Origin of the sequence: Arthrobacter sp. StoSoilB19 (assembly GCF_019977275.1) — a bacterium.
Taxonomy (GTDB): domain Bacteria; phylum Actinomycetota; class Actinomycetes; order Actinomycetales; family Micrococcaceae; genus Arthrobacter.
The window spans coordinates 2,804,801-2,827,366 of the sequence record NZ_AP024650.1 but is presented as its reverse complement, the minus strand read 5'-3'; the positions used below and the strand labels follow the sequence as shown (position 1 = coordinate 2,827,366).

Annotated in this window: 15 protein-coding genes; 10 read left to right on the top strand and 5 right to left on the bottom strand. The window is 64.4% G+C overall.

From position 1 onward, the window contains the following. The first annotated feature begins 106 nt into the window (after nt 1-106). From LDO86_RS12970 to secA, 4 genes are all read left to right on the top strand, one after another. Complete coding sequence (locus LDO86_RS12970; RefSeq protein ID WP_018768512.1) at nt 107-1,075, top strand: phosphoribosyltransferase family protein; 969 nt, start codon at nt 107-109, stop codon at nt 1,073-1,075. A 144-nt stretch (nt 1,076-1,219) separates the two neighbouring features. Further along, nucleotides 1,220-1,945, top strand: a complete 726-nt coding sequence (raiA, locus tag LDO86_RS12965) for a ribosome-associated translation inhibitor RaiA (protein WP_026265659.1) — start codon at nt 1,220-1,222, stop codon at nt 1,943-1,945. A 32-nt stretch (nt 1,946-1,977) separates the two neighbouring features. Continuing rightward, on the top strand, nt 1,978-3,189 hold the full coding sequence (locus LDO86_RS12960) for a crosslink repair DNA glycosylase YcaQ family protein (protein ID WP_026265658.1): 1,212 nt from the start codon (nt 1,978-1,980) through the stop codon (nt 3,187-3,189). A gap of 100 nt (nt 3,190-3,289) precedes the next feature. Beyond that, a complete protein-coding gene (secA, locus tag LDO86_RS12955; RefSeq protein ID WP_018768509.1) occupies nt 3,290-6,031 on the top strand; it encodes a preprotein translocase subunit SecA in 2,742 nt (913 codons plus the stop codon). 116 nt (nt 6,032-6,147) lie between these two features. On the opposite strand, the gene LDO86_RS12950 is transcribed toward secA, so the two are convergent. Together LDO86_RS12950 and LDO86_RS12945 are read right to left on the bottom strand one after the other, a co-directional pair. Next, a complete protein-coding gene (locus LDO86_RS12950) occupies nt 6,148-6,651 on the bottom strand; it encodes an Rv3235 family protein (protein WP_026265657.1) in 504 nt (167 codons plus the stop codon). Nucleotides 6,652-6,755: 104 nt separating this feature from the next. Further along, the gene (locus LDO86_RS12945; protein ID WP_155845517.1) at nt 6,756-7,658 is read right to left on the bottom strand and encodes a LysM domain-containing protein; all 903 of its coding nucleotides are present in this window, start codon (nt 7,656-7,658) and stop codon (nt 6,756-6,758) included. 139 nt (nt 7,659-7,797) lie between these two features. Between LDO86_RS12945 and LDO86_RS12940 the strand changes: the two genes are divergently transcribed. Next, nucleotides 7,798-8,367, top strand: a complete 570-nt coding sequence (locus LDO86_RS12940) for a hypothetical protein (protein WP_018768506.1) — start codon at nt 7,798-7,800, stop codon at nt 8,365-8,367. 5 nt (nt 8,368-8,372) lie between these two features. Here the strand turns inward: LDO86_RS12940 and LDO86_RS12935 are convergent, their stop codons facing one another. Next, nucleotides 8,373-8,588: a helix-turn-helix domain-containing protein gene (locus tag LDO86_RS12935; protein ID WP_018768505.1), complete on the bottom strand. Its 216-nt coding sequence runs from the start codon at nt 8,586-8,588 to the stop codon at nt 8,373-8,375. Nucleotides 8,589-8,740: 152 nt separating this feature from the next. On the opposite strand from LDO86_RS12935, the gene LDO86_RS12930 reads away from it, so the two are divergent. The 4 genes from LDO86_RS12930 to LDO86_RS12915 are packed head-to-tail and all read left to right on the top strand — an operon-like array spanning nt 8,741 to nt 17,086. Further along, nucleotides 8,741-9,382: a hypothetical protein gene (locus LDO86_RS12930; protein ID WP_018768504.1), complete on the top strand. Its 642-nt coding sequence runs from the start codon at nt 8,741-8,743 to the stop codon at nt 9,380-9,382. Further along, nucleotides 9,379-10,683: a P-loop NTPase gene (locus LDO86_RS12925; protein WP_018768503.1), complete on the top strand. Its 1,305-nt coding sequence runs from the start codon at nt 9,379-9,381 to the stop codon at nt 10,681-10,683. Before LDO86_RS12930 ends, LDO86_RS12925 begins: the two co-directional genes overlap by 4 nt. 55 nt (nt 10,684-10,738) lie before the next feature. Next, nucleotides 10,739-15,592 carry an NAD-glutamate dehydrogenase gene (locus tag LDO86_RS12920; RefSeq protein ID WP_026265655.1) on the top strand — a complete coding sequence of 1,618 codons (4,854 nt, stop codon included), beginning with the start codon at nt 10,739-10,741 and terminating at the stop codon, nt 15,590-15,592. Nucleotides 15,593-15,619: 27 nt separating this feature from the next. After that, nucleotides 15,620-17,086, top strand: a complete 1,467-nt coding sequence (locus tag LDO86_RS12915) for a PAS domain-containing sensor histidine kinase (RefSeq protein WP_018768501.1) — start codon at nt 15,620-15,622, stop codon at nt 17,084-17,086. 159 nt (nt 17,087-17,245) lie between these two features. On the opposite strand, the gene LDO86_RS12910 is transcribed toward LDO86_RS12915, so the two are convergent. Beyond that, nucleotides 17,246-17,494 (bottom strand): WhiB family transcriptional regulator, encoded by a 249-nt coding sequence (locus tag LDO86_RS12910; protein ID WP_003804966.1) that lies wholly within the window; start codon nt 17,492-17,494, stop codon nt 17,246-17,248. A gap of 229 nt (nt 17,495-17,723) precedes the next feature. Between LDO86_RS12910 and LDO86_RS12905 the strand changes: the two genes are divergently transcribed. After that, nucleotides 17,724-18,212, top strand: a complete 489-nt coding sequence (locus LDO86_RS12905) for a hypothetical protein (RefSeq protein ID WP_026265654.1) — start codon at nt 17,724-17,726, stop codon at nt 18,210-18,212. A 61-nt stretch (nt 18,213-18,273) separates the two neighbouring features. Here the strand turns inward: LDO86_RS12905 and LDO86_RS12900 are convergent, their stop codons facing one another. Further along, nucleotides 18,274-22,359, bottom strand: coding sequence for an FtsK/SpoIIIE domain-containing protein (locus LDO86_RS12900; protein WP_026265653.1), 4,086 nt, complete (start codon nt 22,357-22,359; stop codon nt 18,274-18,276). Nucleotides 22,360-22,566 lie beyond the last annotated feature (207 nt).

Here is a 22,566-nt window from a genome sequence, read left to right as displayed (position 1 = left end):
GCGGTATCGCCAGGTTCTGCCTCCGCCGTCCCGATGGGGCCTGCCTTATGCACATAGCCCGGGCTGGCCCTCCAACTGTGACTGGGCTTCAGGCGACAGTGGAACCATGAAACGGCTCATCCGCAGGAACGGCGCGGCCGGTTCCGGCCACCGGCGGACCCGGAGGGTGGATCCGGACCTTCAACCGCCCCCGCCCTGGGCGGCGCTGCACCGGGGTGAACACGCGGCCGCCCTCCTTCGCCTTGCCGACTGGCTGGCCGGCGCCGTGGCGGATCTGCTCGCCCTGGCCGTCCCTGTGGACTGTGTCTGCTGCGGGGCCGAAGACAGCACCCTGTGCCCATCCTGTGCCAGCCGCATCCGCCAGCTGACCAGGCAGCCATTCCGGGCCGAAAGCGGAGCTCCGGCCCTTATGGATGTCGCCGGCTCCGTCGTGCTTCCCGTCGTGGCAGCGGGGGTGTACCGGGACGAGCTGGCGCAGGGACTGCTGTCGTTCAAACGGCACGGCCAGCCTCAGCTTGGCAGAAGCCTTGGCCGGGCGCTCGCAGGTGCAGTCAGGGCCGCCGTCCCTGGCCCCGGCCGATGCCTCCTGGTCCCCGTGCCCACCAGCACGCCGGCCTACGTCAGCCGGGGCTTCAGCCCGGTCCACCTGCTCCTGAAGTCGGCGGCACGGCAGCATCCAGGGCTCGACGTCGCGGATGTGCTGGGCAAGACTCCAAGGCCTGGCCCCGTCCTCCCCGGCACCCGCGGATCCGGCAGCGGAAGAGGTGTGGCCGGCCAAAAAGGCCTGGGGAGGGGAGCCCGTTCCCAGCGCGTCCGGGGGTCCATGCGGGTCAAGCCCGGGGCCCGGGCAAAGGTGGCAGGGCGCCCCTGCATCATCGTTGATGACGTCCTCACAACCGGTGCCACGGTGGGTGAAGCAGCCCGCGCACTGCACCTGGCCGGCGCTGTGGTGAGGGGCGCCGTCGTGCTTGCCGCGACACGCCCGCCCGATACCCAGCAGCCGGGCTGCCGGGCCGCCGCGCCGCGTGAAAGCCCGCATGACTTAGAAAAAAATAAACCGGGAAAGGATGAATAACGGGTGGCTATGAACTAACGTCTGAGGTGGGTACCAAGAACAGAATGTACCTTTCGATGGCGGCTCGGAGAGGGGCTCGACTGTCACACAGCCCGGCCCAGGGAAGCGCCGCCGTCGTGTCACCGAAGTCATTTGGAGGGCACCATGGAGTTTATGATCAGCGGACGAAATCTGACAGTTTCAGACCGGTTCCGCGAGTATGCCGGGGAAAAGATCGCGAAAATTGAATCGCTGGGCGACAAAGTCCAGCGGGTCGACGCGAAAGTCTCCAAGGAGACCAATGCCCGGCAGACCGGCGACCAGCTGACCGTCGAGGTGACAGTCCTGGGCCGCGGACCCGTAATCCGTGCCGAAGCAAGCGCCGCAGACAAGTTTGCCGCCTTTGACCTCGCCTACAACAAACTGCTTGAGCGGCTCCGGCGGGCCAAGGACCGCAAGAAGGTCCACCACGGCCGCCACACTCCCAAGGCTGTCCGTGAGGCCACCGCCTCACTCGAGCCCGCCAGTGCCCATGAACCGCTGTATCTTGAGGCCAACCACCGGAATGAAGCGGTGGCAGCCCCCGAAGACAAATCGCCGTACGATGTTGACAACGACATCCCGGCCGGAAACTCACCGGTGCTGATCCGGCGCAAGGTCTTTCCCGCCGCATCACTCTCCCTCGACGACGCCGTAGACAATATGGAGCTTGTGGGCCACGACTTCTATCTCTTCGTGGACAAAGCGACCAACACGCCCTCCGTCGTGTACCGCCGCCGTGGCTGGACCTATGGCGTCATTACGCTGGACCATGAATGCGAGCCGGGAGACACCGTGGTGGAGGAAAAGATTCTTGCCTACCGCTCCGACGACGCCGCCGCCAACGCTTAGGGTGGACCAAACCACCAGCAGAGAGGACTGAATTGTCAGCAACGCTGAGCCTTCACCAGGCACGGCGGATCGCATTGGCAGCGCAGGGACTCCATAAAGTACGGCCCACCGGCCCCGTGACAGCACGGGCGGTGGGCCGTACTTTTGCCCGCCTCCAGCTCGTCCAGATCGACTCCGTGAACGTCCTGGTCCGCAGCCATTTCCTGCCCTTCTATTCCCGCCTTGGCAACTATGACCGGGACATCCTGCAGCGCATGTCTGCCAGCCACCCCCGCCGGATGCTGGAGTACTGGGCACACGAAGCGAGCTACATCCGGCCGGAGCATTACCAGGATCTGCTGCTGTGGCAAAAGCGCTCCTGGGTGGGCGCCTCCCGGCTGGATCCCGGGCTCCGCAACGACGTCGCAGACCGGATCCTGGCGGTCCTGGCCAGGTCCCGGCCCATGACGGCCTCCGAACTGACCGCCCGGATTGGCCACGTTGAGGAAAAACAGACAGTCGACTGGGGGTGGAACTGGAACGCGGTGAAACGGGTCCTTGAACACCTCTTCGAAGAAGGGCTGGTATCGGCAGCCTCGAGGACCGGGCAATTCGAGCGCAGATACACGCTGACAGCCAAAGTCCTCCCACGCCCTGCCGAAGCAGAAGGGGAAGTCGACCCAACAGCTGCGCTCCGCCGGCTGACCGAAGCGGCGGCGCGGGCGCATGGGATCGGAAGCATCCGCTGCTTCGCCGACTACTTCCGGACGCCCGTCAAGGCAACGGCGCTCGCCGTTGCGCACTTGGTGGAGCAGGGCAGGCTGGAACCGGTCAACGTGCCGGGGTGGGGGAGGGACGTGTTCCGGCATGTCGAGGCTGTACTCCCGCGGCGTGCCACCGGCCGGGCCCTGTTGAGCCCGTTTGATTCCATGGTCTTTGAACGCCGGCGCCTGCTGGAACTGTTCGGCTTCCATTACCGGATCGAGATCTACACCCCGGAGCCCAAACGGCGCTACGGCTATTACGTCCTGCCGTTCCTGCTGCGCGACAGGATGGTGGCCAGGGTTGACTTGAAGGCGGACCGGTCGGGTGGCCGTCTGCTGGTGAGAGCCGCCTTTGCCGAGCCGGACGCACCCGCGGACACCGCCGTCGAACTCGCTGCCGAGCTGAGGCTGATGAGTCAGTGGCTTGGCCTGCCGGATGTGGAAGTGGGTCCGGCAGGAGACCTCGCTGCAAGGCTTGCCCATGAGCTGGCACGGCTGTAAGGAGTATCCGCTCTCAGGGAAAAGGGGGCACCGGCCGCGTGTCTCTCCCGTAGACTGAACACGCCAGAATTCGGCGGCATCAGACTGGGAGCATCTTCACGTGGCATCACTTATCGAAAAAATTCTCCGCACGGGTGACAAGAAAACACTCCGGCAGCTGCGGAACTATGCCGATTCCATCAACGCCCTCGAAGACTCATTCAAGACCTTTACCGACGCAGAGTTGCGTGAGGAGACTGACCGTCTCCGCGAACGCCACCAGGACGGTGAAAAGCTCGAAGACCTGCTTCCGGAGGCTTTTGCCGCCGTGCGCGAAGCGTCCTCGCGGACCCTGGGGATGCGCCACTTCGATGTCCAACTGATGGGCGGCGCTGCCCTGCATTTGGGGAACATCGCTGAAATGAAAACCGGTGAAGGCAAGACCCTGGTGGCGACCGCTCCCGCCTACCTGAACGCCCTCACCGGCAAGGGTGTCCACGTGGTCACCGTCAACGATTACCTGGCCGAATACCAGTCCGAACTCATGGGCCGTGTCTACCGCTTCCTCGGCCTCACCAGCGGCGTCATCCTCGCCAACCAGGATCCTGCCGTGCGCCGCCAGCAGTACGCCGCGGACATCACCTATGGAACCAACAACGAGTTCGGGTTCGATTACCTGCGCGATAACATGGCCTGGGACCGGAACGAACTGGTCCAGCGCGGCCACAACTTCGCCATCGTCGACGAAGTCGACTCCATCCTTATCGATGAAGCGCGTACGCCGCTCATCATCTCCGGCCCTGCCCAGGGGGACACCAACCGCTGGTACAGCGAGTTCGCCAAAGTGGTGCTCCGGCTGCAGCCGGACAAAGACTACGAAGTCGATGAAAAGAAGCGCACGGTCGGCGTCCTGGAGAGCGGAATTGAAAAGGTCGAGGACTACCTTGGCATCTCCAACCTGTACGAATCCGCGAACACGCCGCTGATCGGGTTCCTGAATAACGCCATCAAGGCCAAGGAACTGTTCAAGCGGGACAAGGACTACGTCATCCTGGACGGCGAAGTCCTGATCGTTGACGAGCACACCGGCCGCATCCTGGCCGGGCGACGCTACAACGAAGGCATGCACCAGGCGATCGAGGCCAAGGAAGGCGTCGAGATCAAGGCGGAAAACCAGACCCTTGCCACAGTCACCCTGCAGAACTACTTCCGCATGTATGACAAGCTTTCCGGCATGACCGGCACCGCCGAGACTGAGGCGGCCGAGTTCATGAGCACCTACAAGCTTGGCGTGGTGGCCATCCCCACCAACCGGGACATGCAGCGGATAGACCAGCCGGACCTCGTGTTCAAGAATGAGGTTGTCAAGTTCGACGCCGTGGTGCGGGACATCGCCGAACGCCACGAAAAAGGCCAGCCTGTCCTCGTGGGCACCACCAGCGTGGAGAAGAGCGAGTACCTGTCCAAGCTGCTCGCCAAGGAAGGCATCCGGCACGAAGTCCTGAACGCCAAGAACCACGCCCGCGAAGCCGCCATTGTCGCCCAGGCGGGCCGGAAGGGCGCGGTCACCGTGGCCACCAACATGGCCGGCCGCGGCACCGACATCATGCTCGGCGGCAACGCGGAGTTCACCGCCGTGGCCGAGCTTGCCAAACGCGGGCTGGACCCCGAGGAGAACTCGGAAGAATACGAGGCAGCCTGGCCTGCGGCACTTGAAGCTGCCAAACAGTCCGTGAAGGACGAACACGAGGAAGTCCTGGACCTCGGGGGCCTCTATGTCCTGGGCACCGAGCGCCATGAGTCACGCCGCATCGACAACCAGCTCCGCGGCCGTTCCGGCCGCCAGGGCGATCCCGGGGAATCCCGGTTCTACCTCTCGCTGACAGACGACCTTATGCGGCTCTTCAACTCGGGAGCCGCGGAACGTCTGATGAACAGCTCGGTCCCGGACGACGTCGCGCTCGAATCCAAGCTTGTCTCGCGTGCCATCGCGTCCGCGCAGGGCCAGGTGGAAGGCCGGAACGCCGAGCAGCGCAAGAACGTGCTGAAGTACGACGACGTCCTGAACCGTCAGCGTGAAGCGATTTACAGCGACCGCCGCCGCATCCTTGAGGGCGATGACCTGCACGAGAAGGTGCAGTTCTTCATCGAAGACACCATTACGGCGCTGATCGATGCCGCAACGGCGGAGGGGAACGGTGACGACTGGGACTTCCACCAGCTGTGGACCAACCTCAAGACGCTCTACCCGGTCAGCGTTTCGGCGGAAGACATCATCGAGGAAGCCGGGGGCAAGTCCAGGGTTACCGTGGAGCTGCTGAAGGAGGAAATCCTCTCTGACGCCCGCCTGGTGTACCAGGCCCGCGAGGAGGTCATCGGCTCCGAAAGCATGCGCGAGCTCGAGCGCAGGGTGGTCCTGTCCGTCATCGGACGCAAATGGCAGGAACACCTCTACGAGATGGACTACCTGAAGGAAGGGATTGGCCTGCGCGCCATGGCACAGCGCGATCCGCTGGTGGAGTACCAGCGCGAGGGCTTCGCCATGTTCCAAAGCATGATGGAAGCCATCCGCGAGGAAAGCGTTGGATTCCTCTACAACCTTGAGGTGGAAGTAACCCCCGCCCAGGATGTAGTAGTACAGGATGCCGCCGGCGGGCATACCGAGCACGTTGACCCCCAGGTTCACGCCGCCGGCCTCGAAGCCCCCGAGAAGCCTGCGCAGCTGCAGTACACGGCTCCCTCGGAAAGTGGAGGAACCCAGACACGCGTGGAAACGCGCGCCGGAAGCGGTCGCTCCGGCAATCCTGCCAAGGCAGCTGCCCAGGATGCAGCCAAACGCCCCGCGAAAAAGAAGAAGCGCTAGCAGGACAGCTGCAGGTACCCGCCGACGGCGGCAAACAGGGCAGGGACGGACGCGTCCCTGCCCTGTTTGCGCGTCGCCTGTTCCGTACCACCGCACGCCCCAGGTATTTCGACGGGTCAGCCGATGACAAGTTCAACAACCCGCCACACCTGCTTGCTGCGCTCAAGCCGGACAGCTACGGCACGGGCCCGCACATCATCCACCACTACAGCACTGGCCTCATAGATTCCGTCGGCCACTTCACAGACCCGCACGGAGCGGACTGTTGAATTCCGGTGGAGCCGGGCCAATGCAGGATTGCCGGTCCTGGTGAGCTCGCGCCTGATCAGCGCTGCCCGGTGCTGCAGCGATGCCAGGCAGCGCGGGTCCAGGCGCCGCGCCAACTGCTGGATGGGGCGGATTCCGGCGAGGACCTCCATGGAAGCCTGAACTGTCCCGCGGGTAATGGCCCTGACCTCCGCAGCCTCGCTAACTGGCCGCAGCGATGGAGGGGTTGCCCCGGTGGATTGGCCGGAGCGGGTTGGCGTCGACACAGGCAGCGGCTTTGCGGGACCGGCCCCTCCCTGCCTGGACTCGGTGGCCGGACCTTTAACGGCCCGGATAGGTGTCACTGCGGTCATGGCGTTCCCCTTGGTTGGTGTGACTGGTGATTAGGCTTGCTTCTGGTTCGACGTGATGTTGGTGCTTTGACCGGTTATTGGTGCGAGTGGGTCACTGACAGCGGCTACAACGCTGCCGGCGCCTGGAGTATCTGGCCTGGAAGCAGGACATCCGGGCTTCCACCGATCAGTGCACGGTTCGCGGCATACCAGCGCGGCCATTCAAGAGCGATGTCCACATCCGATGCCTCCGGGCCCAAATGGGTGGCTACGATGTCCCACAGCGTGTCGCCCGCGAGGACCGTCACTGCCTTTGCCGGGCCACCCCTGCCATTGGCACCAGGGCCACTGCCGCCCCACTCCGGCGCGGTCCTGGTTTCCGGTCCGGCCAGCAGGCCGGGCTCCACCACAGGGGGAGCGGGCTGCCAACCGGGGTCGATCGGAGTGACGGTGGGCGGTGTCATGGAATTCCATGCCGGCGACGGCCCTTCCCGGCCGGTTGGCGCTGCTGCAACCGGGAGAGGCGGGTTTTTAACGCGCACACCGCCCGGGCTGTCGCTGACCGTGGGCAGCGGACCATCTTGGGGAGCCGCCGGGTCTGACGGAGCCGACGACGCCACGTGTGCCTGTGTAGGCGTCCACTCGGGCCCGGGAGCGCTTAGGACCGCCGCATGTGCGGCGACACCTGACGCAAGTTGTATTGAGAGTGCCGCGACAACTGCCCTCCGCATGAAAGCGGGCGAGAGCCTCCGCGCGGCCGCTGCGGCCCGCCGTCGTCCCAGGCGTTCCAGCAGAACGGATGCCCCGGCGGTCAGGATCGAGACACCCCACCAGAGGAGAAGGCCAAGGCCGGTGGCTGCTGTGGTCCCACCCAGGAGGAGGTCCACGGATTCGCCCTGGTGCCGGGCCATGGATTCCTGCCACTGGGACAACAGGCCCGTTCCGAGGAAGCAGAGCAGAATGCCGAGTACTAACAGGGCCAGGACCATGCAGGCATCCGACCATTGGATTCTGTCTCCCCGGCCCATTAGTACTCCTTTGATAGCGTTTGATGCTGTTTATTGATGTTTGAATCAGTTTGGACCGCGATCAAAGTATTTGTCCATACGTTGGAATGAAAAAGACGGCGCATTGACGGGCCGGACAGGGGGACCCTACGCTGGCGGAATGCGCTGGGATGCACTCTTCAATGACATGGAAAGCCAGCTTGCGGAGGCTGAGCGGCTGGCGCTGGACAGTGAGGTCAACGAGCGCGCGCGGGCAGAAATGGTGAGCCTGCCCCTTGAAGGCAGGTTGCGCGCCGCTGTTGGGTACCGGATCGGTGTTCAGCTCATCTGCGGCGAAACGGTGCACGGGGAACTGACGCATGCTGGAGCGGATGCACTGGTCCTGGATGAAGGCCAGCACCAGGTGCTCATCCCCTATGCGGCGGCGGCACGCTACGTTGGCCTGGGCAGGCACGCATTGGCGGAGACTTCACCGGTCCGCCGGTCGATCGGATTGGCGCATGCCCTGCGTGGCCTGGCGCGCGACCGGGCGGAGCTCTCGGTAACGATTGGTGGTGGAGCCGGGACCAGCAGGCTGGCAGGCGTGATCGACCGTGTTGGCAGGGACTACATCGACCTGGCCATGGTCAATACCGGGGAGCCCCGGAGGGGTCACAGTGTAGGCCAGGTTTCAGCAATACCTTTCACGGCCCTGGCCATGATCAGGTCATACAAACCCGGCGGGAGCTAGCGGCGTCAGACGGACTTCGAGCGCGATTCCTGGATCATGCGGCTGGCCTCGGCGTAGCGTTCCTCGATGTACTGCTCCAGCATCTTCTCTTCGACCCGCCATTGCCCGCGGCCACCCACCTGGATAGCCTTCAGCTCACCGCTGCGGACCAGGGCGTAGGCGGCAGGGGAATTGATCTGGAGCTGCTCCGCGACGTCAGCGAGTGTGAGGAACCTGGGCATGTATCCATTTTGCCATCAAGTGGCTCATTTTGTGGCTGTTATCCACAGATTGGCGCCATTTAGACAAATGACTTTTGTTCACCGGGCCATGCGGTAACAATGAGGAGTCCGGCCAGAGCGGACAGGCTCGGTATACCTGGGGGGAGAACGGTATGGTTCCTGATTCAAGTGCAACTGCAGCGCGGCTTAAGCGTCCATCGTGGAAGGACCCCCGGCTGCTGGTTGGCGTTCTCCTGGTCCTGGTGTCCGTCGCCGGAGTCGTCTTCCTTGTCGGAAGTGCAGACCGCACCACCGAGGTCTACGCCGCACGGGACGGCATAGCCGTTGGTGAGCGCCTGACGCCCGACAATGTAGTCCGCGCCAAGGTCCGGCTGGGCGATGCCGAACAGCACTACATCACTGTCGAGGCCGGCCTGCCCCAGGACGTGGTCGCGTTGCAAAGAATCGCAAAAGACCAACTGGTTCCCAGGGCAAGCCTCGGCACGGTGGATCGGCTGGACCGGAAGCCCGTCGCCCTCAGCGTTGAGCAGACCTTGCCGTCACAGGCAGTTGCCGGTGCCCGCGTGGACGTCTGGGTGGCACAGCCGGATGCGAAGAATGGATTCAGCGAGCCCAGGCTGATCCTTCCCGGAGCGGAAATTGCAGAGGTCTCCACGGGATCCACCGCTCTTGGATCGTCAAAGACCACTGTGCTGATGGTCCTGGTGGAGGACAAGCAGATGCCTGCGTTGCTGGGGGCCCAGGCAAACGAGGCCAAGATCTCCGTGGTGTGGAATCCGGGCGGCGCCCGATGAACATTCCCGTTGTCACCGTCGGCCAGAGCCGCGAGGACCTGGTGGGCGGGCTCGAAAGACTCCACGGCCCGGTCACGGTGGTTCGCAGGTGCGCTGAACTTCCCGAACTGCTTGCTGCCTGCCAGAGCGGGCTGGCGAGGGCGGCAGTCGTGGCAGAGGGTTCAGAGGGGCTGACCGCGTCCCTGGTTGACCGTCTTGGAGCTGTTGGCGTGGCGATCGTCGCGCTGACCGATAACGCGGAGGAGGCAGCCAGACTCCGCACGATAGGTGTCGCTTCGGCGCTGTCGGGCGTTGAGTCCGCGGAGCTTTCGGAAAGGATCGCGGACGCCGTCGCCCAGCTGACCGGCGCGCTTCGTCCGGCGAACCTCAGCGCGGCCGCCGATACCGCTGCTGCACTGGCAACGGATCCCGTTGTGCCGGCGTTGGACGAGGAGGGGCGCGGGGCCGGGCAGCTGATCGTTGTTTGGGGTCCCGCCGGATCTCCGGGACGTACAACGGTTGCTGTGAACATCGCCGGTGAGATGGCCGCCGACGGCCGGTCAGTCCTGCTGGTCGACGCCGACACGTACGGCGCCAGCGTGGCGGCAGTGCTGGGACTCCTGGATGAGTCAGCCGGGCTTGCCCAGGCGTGCAGGCTTGCAGACCAGGGCCTGCTGGACGCCGAGGCACTGCGGAAGGTGGCCGCCACGGTCGCCACCACGGCCGGGACGTTCCGGGTGCTGACCGGCATAACCCGGGCCGATCGGTGGACGGAACTCCGCGCCCCTGCCCTGGGACTGGTCCTTGAGCGGGCCCGGCAGATTGCCGATGTTGTGGTGGTGGACACCGGGTTTTGCCTTGAGGCGGATGAGGAACTGAGCTTTGACACCACGGCGCCTCGACGGAACGCGGCGACACTGCGTCCGCTGGAACTGGCGGACACTGTGTATGCCGTCGGCGCTGCTGATCCCGTGGGTGTTCCACGGCTGGTCCGTGCACTTGCCGAGCTGGAGGGCGCAGTCCCGCAGGCATCGCCCACAGTCGTAATGAACAAGGTGCGTTCGTCGTCCGTGGGAAGGGCCCCCGAGCGCCAACTGCGGGATGCGTGGGAACGGTACGGCCCCGCGTCCAGCCTCAAGGCGTTCCTGCCTTACGACCCTGTCGCCGCCGACGCCGCACTCCTGGCCGGATCACTGCTGCTCGAAGCGTCGCCCGAATCGACCCTCCGGCGCGCTATCCGGGACCTGGTTTGTGCACCCGACCAGCGAAAGTCCAAATCATCTGTATTTTCTTCCACACCGCGGCGAAGGGCAAAGGACTAGGCTCGCCATAAGAGCTGCAAAGGTGCGGCGAGAATCTCTGATGGAGGCGTTGTCGATGTCGTCTGGATCCAGTGTGGAGGACCAGCCCCTCTCCATTGAAAGCCTTGAAGGCTTCATGGGGGACTACTACCAGCACCTGGCTGAGGAGGATGCCCGAAGCTACCCCCGCGACGTACTGGAGTCCCGGGCCGAGGAACACCGCCGGACAGCATCAGTACGGCAGCCCGGGCAGGCGAAGATCTCGATCATCGACGAAGAGGACAGCAGCGTCATCTTTGTCGTCACCGACGACATGCCGTTTCTTGTCGACTCCGTGAACTCAGAACTGGTCAGGCAGCACGCCGCCATCAAGCTTGTGGTCCACCCGCTTTTCGTGGCCACCAGGAACCGGGAAACGGGCGAACTGGTCAAGGTGAACAGGGTCCCCGCGCACTTGGGCATATCAAGTGGGGATACCGCGGCAATGCCAAACCTCTCCCACCTCATCGCGCAGGGTGAGAACGCGTCGCACATGGAGTCGTGGATCGCCGTCGAAATCCAACGCGTCTCCGACGACGTGAAGGCGTCCCTGCTCGCCGGCCTGACCCGCGTGCTGAAAGATGTGCGCGCCGCCGTCGAAGACTGGCCCAAAATGCGCCAAAAGGCCCTGGAAATCGCCGAAAGCCTGGACCGGGTGGCCAATCCCGCCCAGATTGCCGAACTGCGGCAGGCCAAGGACTTGCTGCGGTGGCTTGACGAAGGGAACTTCACGTTCCTCGGCTACCGTGAGTACGACCTTCTCAACGTGGACGGCGAAGACGTCCTCGAACTGCGCGAGGACAGCGGCCTCGGGCTGCTGCGCGCGGCCGCCGACTCCCCGCACATCCAGCACCTCACTGATACCGGCCGTAAGAAGGCCCGCGAAAAGCGTGCACTGGTCATCACGAAGGCCAATTCACGGTCCACCGTCCACCGCTCGGCCTACTTGGACTACATCGGCATCAAAAGCTTCGACGCCGCGGGCAACGTCAACGGGGAGCGCCGTTTCATCGGTCTTTTCGCCACCAGCGCCTACGCCGGCTCCGTCCGCGATATTCCCATTGTCCGGGAGAAAGTGGATGCCGTGCTGCAGAGCGCGGGTTTCCCGCCGGACTCGCACTCGGGCAAGGACCTCCTGGGAATCCTCGAAACCTACCCCCGGGATGAACTTTTCCAGATCGAAATTCCCGACCTTGCCGCCACCGCGCTGGGAATCCAGAAGCTGCAGGAACGGCGGCGTACCCGCCTGTTCCTGAGGCCGGACATCTACGGCCGGTTCATGTCCGCCGTCGTTTACCTGCCGCGCGACCGTTACACCACCAACGTCCGGCTTCGCATAGAACAGGAACTGCGGGAAACGTTCCAGGCGGTCTCGATTGATTACGAAGCCCGTATGACGGAGTCCGCCCTCGCCAGGCTGTTCTTCCGTATTCGGCTGCCCAAGGATGCCGACGTCAGCCACGTCAACAGCGATGAGCTGGAAAAGCGGCTGGTCCGGGCCGCAAGGTCATGGAGTGAAGGCATCGCGGAAGTCCTGCGTGAAGGGCGGGATGCGACCGAAGCCAAGGAACTCGCCGCTATCTGGGCCGAAGCATTCCCGGCCAGCTACCGCGTGGACTACGAAGTAGAGGACGCGCTTGAGGACATTGCGCGTTTCGAAAAGTACGGGGCCGCCGCGGAGCGGAGCACCGGCGCGCGGCAGGAAAGGCCCGGCGTCCACGTGTACCTTCCAGAAGGGGCCGGCGCCACCCTGGAAGAGGATGCAAGGGTCAAGCTCTACATGCTGGAGCCCAAGAGCCTGAGCCAGATTTTGCCGTACTTCCATAATCTCGGACTCGAGGTCCTGGATGAACGGCCGTTTGAAATCGAAACAGCAGACCACCGCGACTTCTTCCTGTACGACCTGGGTTTGAAATACCCGGCCGGCGTGGACCCGATGTCAACGGGAGAGCTTCTCGCGGAATCCTTCGGGGCGGCTGTCACGGGCGCTGCGGAATCGGACAGCTTTGACCGGCTGGTGCTGAGGGAGGGCCTGCACTGGCGGCAGATCACCGTACTGCGCGCCTATGCCCGTTACATGCGCCAGATGGGCAACAGCAGCTCCTTCGGCTTCATGGCGGACACGCTCCTCGCGAACCCCAACGTGACAAGGGGCCTCACGGCGCTCTTTGCCGCCCGCTTTGACCCGGCCTTGACTGACGGAGACCGGTCCGAGGCACAGGCCTCCGTGGGACGGGACCTGGCAGCATCCATCGAAAAGGTGGCAACGCTGGACGCCGACCGCGTGCTTCGCACCTTCGTCAACCTCATTGAGGCCACGCTTCGCACCAACTTCTACCAGGACAAGCCGCACCTGAGCTTCAAGCTGGATCCCGCGCGGATTGAAGGCCTGCCCTTCCCGCGGCCCATGTTTGAAATTTGGGTTTACTCCCCACGAGTTGAGGGTGTGCACCTTCGGTTCGGCAAGGTGGCGCGTGGCGGACTGCGCTGGTCTGACCGGCGGGAGGATTTCCGGACGGAGGTCCTGGGCCTGGTGAAGGCGCAGACGGTCAAGAACGCCGTCATCGTGCCAACCGGTGCCAAGGGCGGCTTCTTCGCCAAGCAGCTTCCCGATCCCGCCACGGATCGCGCCGCCTGGATGGCCGAGGGCGTCGAAAGCTACAAGACGTTCATCCGTGGGCTGCTGGATCTAACTGACAACCTTCTCACGGAAGGCGGCGGCGAACGGCTCGTGCCGCCGTCGAACGTTGTCAGGCATGACGACGACGACTCCTACCTGGTGGTCGCGGCGGACAAGGGAACGGCTACTTTCTCAGACATTGCCAACAGCCTTTCCGCGGAGTACGGCTTCTGGCTTGGCGACGCCTTCGCCTCCGGCGGCTCCGTGGGGTACGACCACAAGGCCATGGGCATCACGGCCCGCGGCGCCTGGGAATCGGTCAAGCGGCACTTCAGCGAGCTGGACCTGGATACCCAGACCGAGCCGTTCACGGTGGTGGGTGTGGGGGACATGTCCGGTGACGTGTTTGGCAATGGGATGCTCCTGTCCCGGCACATCCGCCTGCTGGCTGCCTTCGACCACCGGCACATCTTCCTGGACCCGGAGCCGGACGAGGAGTCCTCGTTTGTGGAGCGGCAGAGACTTTTCGAGCTGCCCCGGTCCTCGTGGGACGACTACGACAAGTCGCTGATCAGTGAAGGCGGCGGGGTCTTCGCCCGGCAGGCCAAGTCCATTCCCGTGTCCACGCAGGTTCGGACCGCGCTGGGGCTCCCGGCGGACACCACTGAACTCAGCCCTCCCGAGCTGCTGCGTGCCATCCTGCTGGCGCCTGCCGACCTTCTCTACAACGGCGGTATCGGTACCTACGTCAAGGCGAGCTCCGAATCCAACGCATCCGTGGGCGACAAAGCCAACGATGCCATCCGCGTCAACGGCCGGGACCTGCGCGTCAAGGTGGTGGGTGAAGGCGGAAACCTGGGCATGACCCAGCGCGGACGTATCGAGGCAGCGTTGCAGGGCGTCATTCTCAACACGGACGCGATCGACAACTCCGCCGGCGTGGACTGCTCGGACCACGAAGTGAACATCAAGATCTTCGTTGACCGGATGGTTGCGGCTGGCAAACTGCCGGCCGGTGAGCGGGCCGACTTCCTCGCCTCCATGACCGATGAGGTGGGCCGGCTGGTCCTCGAAGACAACATCGACCAGAACATCCTGCTGCTGAACGACAGGACCCGCGTCGCGGAGTGGAGCCCGAGCTACGAGCGGCTCATGGACTGGCTGGAGAAGAGCGCCGACTTGAATCGCGACCTGGAAGCGCTGCCCAGCACGGCAATGCTCCGGGACCGGCTGCAGCAAGGCCAGGGCCTGACTTCTCCCGAGCTTTCGGTGCTGGCCGCCTACGCCAAGATCGAGCTTGCATCAGCGCTGCGGGACAGCGACCTTGCCGATGACCCGTGGTTCCGGCAGACGTTGCGTTCCTACTTCCCGCACCAGGTGCGGGAACGCTTCGATGCGGAACTGGACACCCACCCCCTGCGCCGCGAGATTATCGCCACCGTGGTGGCGAACGACATGATCAACCTGGGCGGCATCACCTTCGCCTTCCGCGTCATGGAGGAAACCTCGGCCAGTGAAGTGGCCGTGGCCAAGGCATTCGTGGCGCTGCGCGAGGTGTACGAACTGGATGCGATGGTGGGCGAGCTGAACAGCCTGCCTGCCTCGTTCCCCACGGAGCACTGGAGCACCGTCCACCTGGACATCCGTCGGCTTCTGGACCGTGCGGTCCGGTGGCTGCTGAGCCAGGAGAGCGTTTCACGCCCCATCGCAGACGTGGTGGCCGAGTTCAAGCCGCTCATGGATCCCATGCGGGCCCGGCTGCTGGACTACCTGCGCGGCGACGACCGCGAGCGGGTGGCGGAATGGCTGGCGAAGGGCCGCGAGTGGCAACTGCCCGAAGGCCTTGCCCTGCGCTGGGCAGAACTGTTCGAGAGCTTCGTGCTGCTGGACATCGCAAAGATCGCCCGGACCCGGAAAGACCCGGTGGAGCAGATCGCCGCCGTCTACTACACGGTGTTCAACCGGTTCCATGCCGACTCGCTGCTGGAGCGGATCAGCAGCCTGCCCCGACAGGACCGGTGGCAGGCGCTGGCAAGGGCTGCCCTGCGCGACGATCTGTACTCAACGGTGTCGGACATGACGACGGCGGTGCTGGACGCTACGTCTGCCGCCGACGCCCCCGATGCACGACTCAAGGACTGGGAGGCACAAAATGCCGAGCAGCTGGGCAGGGCAAAGAGCATGTTCGACGAGGTGAATGCACTCGAGGCCGACGACATGGCCTCGCTGTCGGTAGCATTGAGGCTCTTGAGGTCAATCGTCCGACGCTAGCAATCCGGCGTCGCAAATGGAGGTGCAGTGGCAATCTTTACGGACCCTATCAGGGAACATGCTGATTTCGGGCCGGGCGATGCCGAATGGCTGCACCTCCTGGTGGGGGACTGGCAGATGGTCGCGGACTTGGCGTTCGCCGACCTGGCGCTCTGGTTCCCCCACCCGGAGCTTGGCTACATCGCTTTGGCGCACGTACGCCCGTCCACCACGCACACGGCGTTCCACAGCGACTTCGTCGGCGAGGGAATCCGGTCAGACCTGCAACCGCTCGTGGACAAAGCCTGGAACTCCCGGTCCATTGAGCGCTCCAGCGAGACGAACTGGAACAGCGAGATGGCGCTGCGGGTGGAGGCCGTCCCCATGGTCCGCAACGGCCGGACCCTTGCGGTAGTCACCACCCATATGGACCTCTCCAGTTCACGCATGCCGTCACGGCTGGAGTTGACCTACCGCCAGTGCGCCTACGACCTCCTGCGGATGGGCACGCTTGGGTTGTGGCCCGACTTCGCCTCACCTACCGGCTCCCGCCGGGGCGCGCCCCGCGTAGGGGACGGCCTCATCCGGCTGGATGCCGATGGCGTGGTCCAGTACGCCAGTCCCAACGGAGTGTCGGCCTTCCGGCGCCTGGGTGACGGCGAATCCCTGGAAGGGCGCTCGCTCGCCGAAGTCACCGCCGGCCTGCTCAAGGACCGGCGCATGGTCGATGAGACCCTGCCGCTGGTTGTCACCGGACGCATGCCATGGCGCAGCGAGATCGAGTCCCGCGGGGTCAGCCTGTCCCTGCGGGCCATTCCGCTCCGGGACGAACAGCAGCGGTTCGGCGCCCTGGTTCTCTGCCGTGACGTCTCCGAGTTGCGCCGACGCGAAATGGAGCTGGTGACCAAGGACGCCACCATCCGGGAGATCCACCACCGGGTCAAGAACAATCTCCAGACCGTGGCTGCGCTCTTGCGGATGCAGTCCAGGCGCATGGTCAGCGATGAGGCGAAGCAGGGCCTGGAGCAGGCGATGCGGCGCGTTGCCACGATCGCGCTGGTCCACGAGACATTGTCGCAGGGCCTGACGCAAAGTGTTGATTTCGACGAACTGATCGGGCGCCAGTTCCGGCTGTCTGCTGAGGTGGCCTCCCCGTCGCAGCAGGTCCGGACCGAACGGTCAGGGACCTTCGGTGAACTTCCCAGCGATCTTGCCACCCCGCTGGCCCTCGTCATCAACGAACTGGTGACCAACGCTGTGGAGCATGGCCTTGAAGGAAGGGCAGGAACAGTCTGGCTTGTTGCCGACCGGTCCGAAGGGGACGACGGCGAAGAACTGACTGTGACCATCGCCGATGACGGGGTGGGGCTTCCGCAGACTCCGCACGTTGAGGGGCTCGGGCTTCAGATCGTGCGCACGCTTGTCACCAGCGAGTTGGGCGGGACCATCACGTGGGAGCGCCGCGAGGGCGGCGGGACTGAGGTCAAGATCCGGCTCAGCCTGGCCGGGAAGTAAAGGGCACCGGTCCGGCCACAGATCCAAGGGCCGGACGGTGAGTAATACAGACACCGACGAACAGACAGAGGCCCCTGGACGATCCATGTGGATTGTCCAGGGGCCTCTATTCTTCGGTTGCTAGGTCCGATGCTGACCGGCCTGCGGTGCCGTGCCTTCCTAGGAGGCGCGACGTGCGCGGGCGGCGCGCCGTTTAAGCGCGCGGCGCTCGTCTTCGCTCATGCCGCCCCATACGCCGGCGTCCTGGCCGGACTCGAGGGCCCACTGCAGGCAGGTGTCTACGACAGGGCACCGGCGGCAGACGCTCTTGGCTTCCTCGATCTGCAGGAGGGCAGGTCCTGTGTTCCCAACGGGGAAAAACAGTTCCGGGTCCTTGTCAAGGCACGCTGCGCGGTTACGCCAATCCATGCTGATCAGTTGCTCCATTTCTGGGAAATGCCTTTGTGAAATTATTCACTAGTGGCTACAAAGGAAAGGGGCCCTCAGGGCCCCCTTGGTCATCTGCATCAAGCCTGTCATGTTAACGCTGTGTAAACAAGGGGTAATAACGCTTGATATCCGCTGAAACCTGAGCGATGCATCACAGTGTCGGCTCCCGCCCTCACCAGTGTCCGACTATGTCCGGTAGGGTGCCAGTGTGTCAAGACCCCCGGTAAACCCAGCAGGCGCCCCCTCTTCTCCTGATGAGCCCCGTGACGGTGCTGACCCCTGGGCCGGCGATCGTCCGGCAACCGTGCCGGCCGCGGCCAAGGTGGTGGCCATTGTGACTGCTGCAGAGGCGACGGCTTTGCTGGCAGCCGCCGGGTGGTACGCCTACGAGCTGCTCAGCGGGAGCCCCGTGCTGTCCTTCTGGGGTGCCGTCTTCACCTTGGGGCTCCTGCTTGCTTTCTCCGCGTGGCTGTTTGCGGTGTCCGTCTTTTTGTACAGGGGCTACCGCTGGACCCGGGCGGCCGCATTGGTGGCCCAACTGTTCGTCCTGACCATAGGCGTACCTGCCATAACCAGCGGCCTGGTCCTTGCCGGGTTGGCGATGCTGGTACCCGCTGTTATCGCCATCGTCCTCCTGTTCTCCAACAACGTGATCAACCATGCCTCCCGAACCGGAAGTGCTCCGCCCGCACTTTGACCTGCAGCGCGGGGCCTGGCCGCCTCTCCGCGGGACGGCGTTCGACGGGCAACCGGCATGCTCAGCCTGTCGCGCCCGCCCAGGCCACCTGAACGGGGCAGGACCGCCCGCCGGAGATGAGGACGCCACGCCCCGGCGGAGCGTTGGACTCAACTTCGAACCTGATCCCAAACAGGTCGCCATCCGCCAGAGAACGTGGACCCAGCAGAAGTCCGGCGCCGGCGCCCCTTGCGTTCATGACCAGCGGAACGCGTTGGAAAAGCATTGGGCTGAAGGCAGCAGTGACCATCAGGGAGTGGCCCAAAGCGGCCAGCTGCTCCAAAGCCCTCAACGCCGGAAGGGCCAGCAGATCAACGTCGTCAACCAGCAGTACGGTCTCCCGCGAAAGCCCCCCGCTCTCCGCCTGCATAAGCACGTCCCGCCAAAAATCTTCTGCGCCTTCTGCCGGTACCGGACACGTGCACCACTGCTGTCCCGGGTTGAGTGCTGCCAGCGCGAGCAGGGTATTGCTTTTGCCGCTTCCCGGGTTGCCAAGAATGGCGGTGACTCCGCTGCCAGGCATCAGCAAGGACGCTGGAGCGGGTTCGTCTCCGGCTACGCCCAGGAGGACGTTGCGTGGCCGGCGGGGCGGTTCCGATAGTTCGGAGCAGTGCGTACCGCCAGGCGGGTCCTGGTCTGGGGACCGCAGGGCTCGTTGGGGTGTCCCCGCCGCCGACAAGACCGCTGCGACCTGCCGGACCGTGATTTTCGCCGGGAGGGGTTCAATGCGGAATGGAGTCGATGCGGCTGGCGGATATCCGGCGCCTCTCCGGCCTGTGCCAGCCTGCAGATCGGGGGTGCGGTAGAACTGGCAGGCAACGGGGTTGCCGCCCGAGACAGGGCCGAAGGCTACAGCCCTGCCCTTGACGGCCGGGACGGCAGGCATCCGCGGCCACAGGGCGCGGTTCTCCTCGGTGGAGCAGGCTGGAAAAAAGAAACGATTGGGAAGCGCACCAAAGAACCTGGCGGTGACAAGCTCCCGCTCCCCATGGACCAGGAGCGTTATCCCTGCCCTGGCGCCGTCGCGCACGAGGTCCAGAACCAGATCTTCCGCCCAGGCCAGCGGTCCGGACCGGAATGCCGAAACCCAGGATCCCCAGCCGATGATGACGAGGACGAGAGGTACCGGATTGGAGGCGGGTTGACTCAACCGCTGCCCCAGTTCACGGACGAGCCGCTCCAGGATGCGCACTCCACGCCGCAGATCGTGCAAGGCGGCGTGGGCGCCCACCCGTGCTTCGCCTGCCAGCGGGCAAAGACTCCCGTCCGCGTCCAGGACATAGAAATGGGCTCCATCAGGACTGGCCATTAGTTCATGGACAGTTAATTCCAGTGCCGATCCGGCCCCGGAAGTTGGACTGCCAATGAAGGCTGTGTGACCGTGCTTGGCATGGCTCCACAGAAGGGGCTGAAGTTTTTGTTGCTCGGGAACATCCATCAGGCCGAGGCAGATCTGGCCCGCCACAGCCACGGGTTCCAGGGCCAGTGAGTCAGCGGTTCCCGAATCCGAGGATGGCGCGTTCGGGTCGGGCTTTTCCAGTTCAGTCGGCAGTGGAGGTGCGACAGGCCTTCTCGGTGCTGGTTTCTGCTGGGCAGCGCACAGGCTCCTCACCAAGGCTGCCAGCGGTTCCACTGCCTGTGCGGGGGTGGGTGCAGGGGCTCGTCTGTCGCCTGGTTCGGCTGCCTGGCAGGCGAGATAGTCCATTGTCCGCTGGACAAAAACGGCACTTGGCTGTTTGCGATCGGAGACTGACGACAGGGACGCGGCCTGGAACTCCTCGGCCGGCTCCGTTCCGCGCGCCAGGAAGGCGCGGCCGGGGGTATTAACACTGATGGCCGAAGCGTCCCTGGAATTGACGATGTCGACAGATTCCATGTCGGACTGCACGCGAAGTGCAATGCTCGAGGTGACGTTTGCACGGATGTCAGCTGTCAACGCTCCCTGCGGCCTCTGAGTGGCCATGATCAAGTGGATGCCCAGTGACCGTCCGATCGATGCTATCCGCAGCAGCTCACGAAGAACTTCCGGCGCGTCGTCAACCAGCATCCTGAACTCATCGATGACGATGACGAGGTGGGGGAGCACAAAATCCTTGGCCGCCGGTGCGGAGCGGTACGTGGAGACGTCAGGGACGCGGGCCGCGGCGAGGCAGCTCTCCCGCAGCCTCACTTCGGCGCGAAGCGATGTCAGTGTCCGCTCCATCTCGGAATCGGAAAGATCCGTCTGCAGTCCCACGCAATGAAAGAGCCCGCTGAGCGGACCAAGACCTGAACCGCCCTTGAAATCGATGAAGAAGAAGTTGACCCGGTCCGGCGGATAGGACAAGGCCAGCGCCAGGGCCATGCTCCGGAGCAGTTCCGACTTCCCTGAGCCTGTGGTGCCTGCCACCACGAGGTGCGGACCGTCGGCCAGGAGGTCGAAGGTCTTCGTTCCCGACCTGCAAACGCCCAAGGGTACGGGCAATCCGATGTTTCGGGCGCTGCAGTCCCATCTGCTTGCGGTAGCCGCGAGCGTCAGTGGCAGGACTTCGTCAAGGCTGCAGGAAGCGGGAACGGTCTTGGCCTGTTCCTTGTCACGAATCAGGGCACCGGCGAGGTGCCGGCAGAAAGCCGTAAAGACTTCGTCCGGGACCAGGTCAGGGACAAACACAGTACCGCGGTGGTTCTGCACCACGGTTGATGCACGCTCGGACAGGAGGACGTCAGGTGCAGGCCAATCGCCGTCTTCAGGCAGGAAGTGAAGAACCTGCCACCCCCGCTGGAGCGCTGCTTCCCGGAGCGACTTTTCCACCACCGCTCCGGAGTTATCCCCTCGGATCAAAAGGACTCCCCGCCCGCAGCCCTGTTGCTCGCTGCCGTCCACTGCATTAAGGGCGGCGGACAATGTTGCAGTGAGCGTCACTCTGCTGAGATACCGGGCTGCGAGGGGTAGGGCTTCCGGCAGCCCGTGGACGACGACATTCATCGTGCCCGTGCGCGGGTATGCCGCAAGTTGCATGAGAAGGGAGCGGAGGGTGCCATCGGTGGCAAAGCGCGGGCCGCCCAGGGTGGTGAGCGGGACGTCCGGGTCCAGAACGACGGGGACGATTCCTGCCCGTGGGATGGTCGCGGCAGCACCGGGCGGTTCGATCCTGACATTGGCCGGCTGTTCTGCCTGTCCCAGCCGCAGCCACACCCCGTCGCCGGGGGGAACCGGGCTGGACGTCCCTTCAGTCCGCCGGGCCGCAAGAGCAACGATGGACAGGGAAGGGGCGCACCGTCGTCGGCGTTCCCTGTCATCTTCAACAGCCGACTTCAGGGCCGCGGACAGGTCCCGCCTGTGCCGCCGTCCGCTGACCGCGGGCACCAGGACCGAAAACACCGAAACCGCGGAAAAGGCCAGAAACATCCACATGCCGGTGAGAAAGGCCAGCAGTACCCCAAGTGCCAGTGGGAGAATCGCGGTCAGAAGGAGTGCCGCGCGGTTTCCTGGATCAGGGCGGCCGGACACCACGATAGGTTCCGCCACCGACTTTCCTGCTTCCGAGAGGACTCTATGGGGCACATCTGCAAACACCAGCGATAGGTTCGATTGACCGCACCTGATGGTTGAGTCCGTTGAGATAACCGTGTTCCGTATCCTTTGGCCGTCGACATATGTCCCGTTGGCGCTGTCCAGGTCAACCAATATGATCTCCGTGTCAGTGACCACCACACTGGCATGTTCACGGGACAACTCCGGGTCCGGGATGACAATCCGTGTGCCGCTTCGACCGATGGTGTAGGTGCCACGCCGTAATGGCACAACGGTTCCCGCTGCTGCTCCGCTGTCGATGGCGAGGACCAGGGGAGGGACGGCATCGGCAATTGGCGGGCGCCGTGGCCGCCTGCTCGAAGGTGGGGTGCCGCCGTCGACAAGGATTGCCGCCTCTACGAGCGGCGGCACGCCGAGGACCAGGGAACGCAGATCCTGCCCGTCCACTCTGACTGAGCCCGCACCGTACTTCCGGACCAACTGTTCGTGAATGACGTACCCTGCCGTGCCGGCCGGTGCATCAATGGACAGTTCCACGGGTGGCTGGGCACGCGGTGATCCCGGTCCGCCCACCAGAGTGCAATTAAGCGTCATGGGTAGTTGGTCCCTCGTGCATGGACCCACGCTAGCCACCGGGCTCAGTGCGGGGCATTGGCTTCTGCGCCTATGTGGATAAACCGCACTGGGATAACGGGGTCCTTCGCCTGCCCATCGGGACTCCGTGTGCCGGGTCACAGCGGGAATGCTGATTCGACGGGCCCTGCAGTCACTCGGGTAGGCTAGAGCAGCAGACACTGCGCA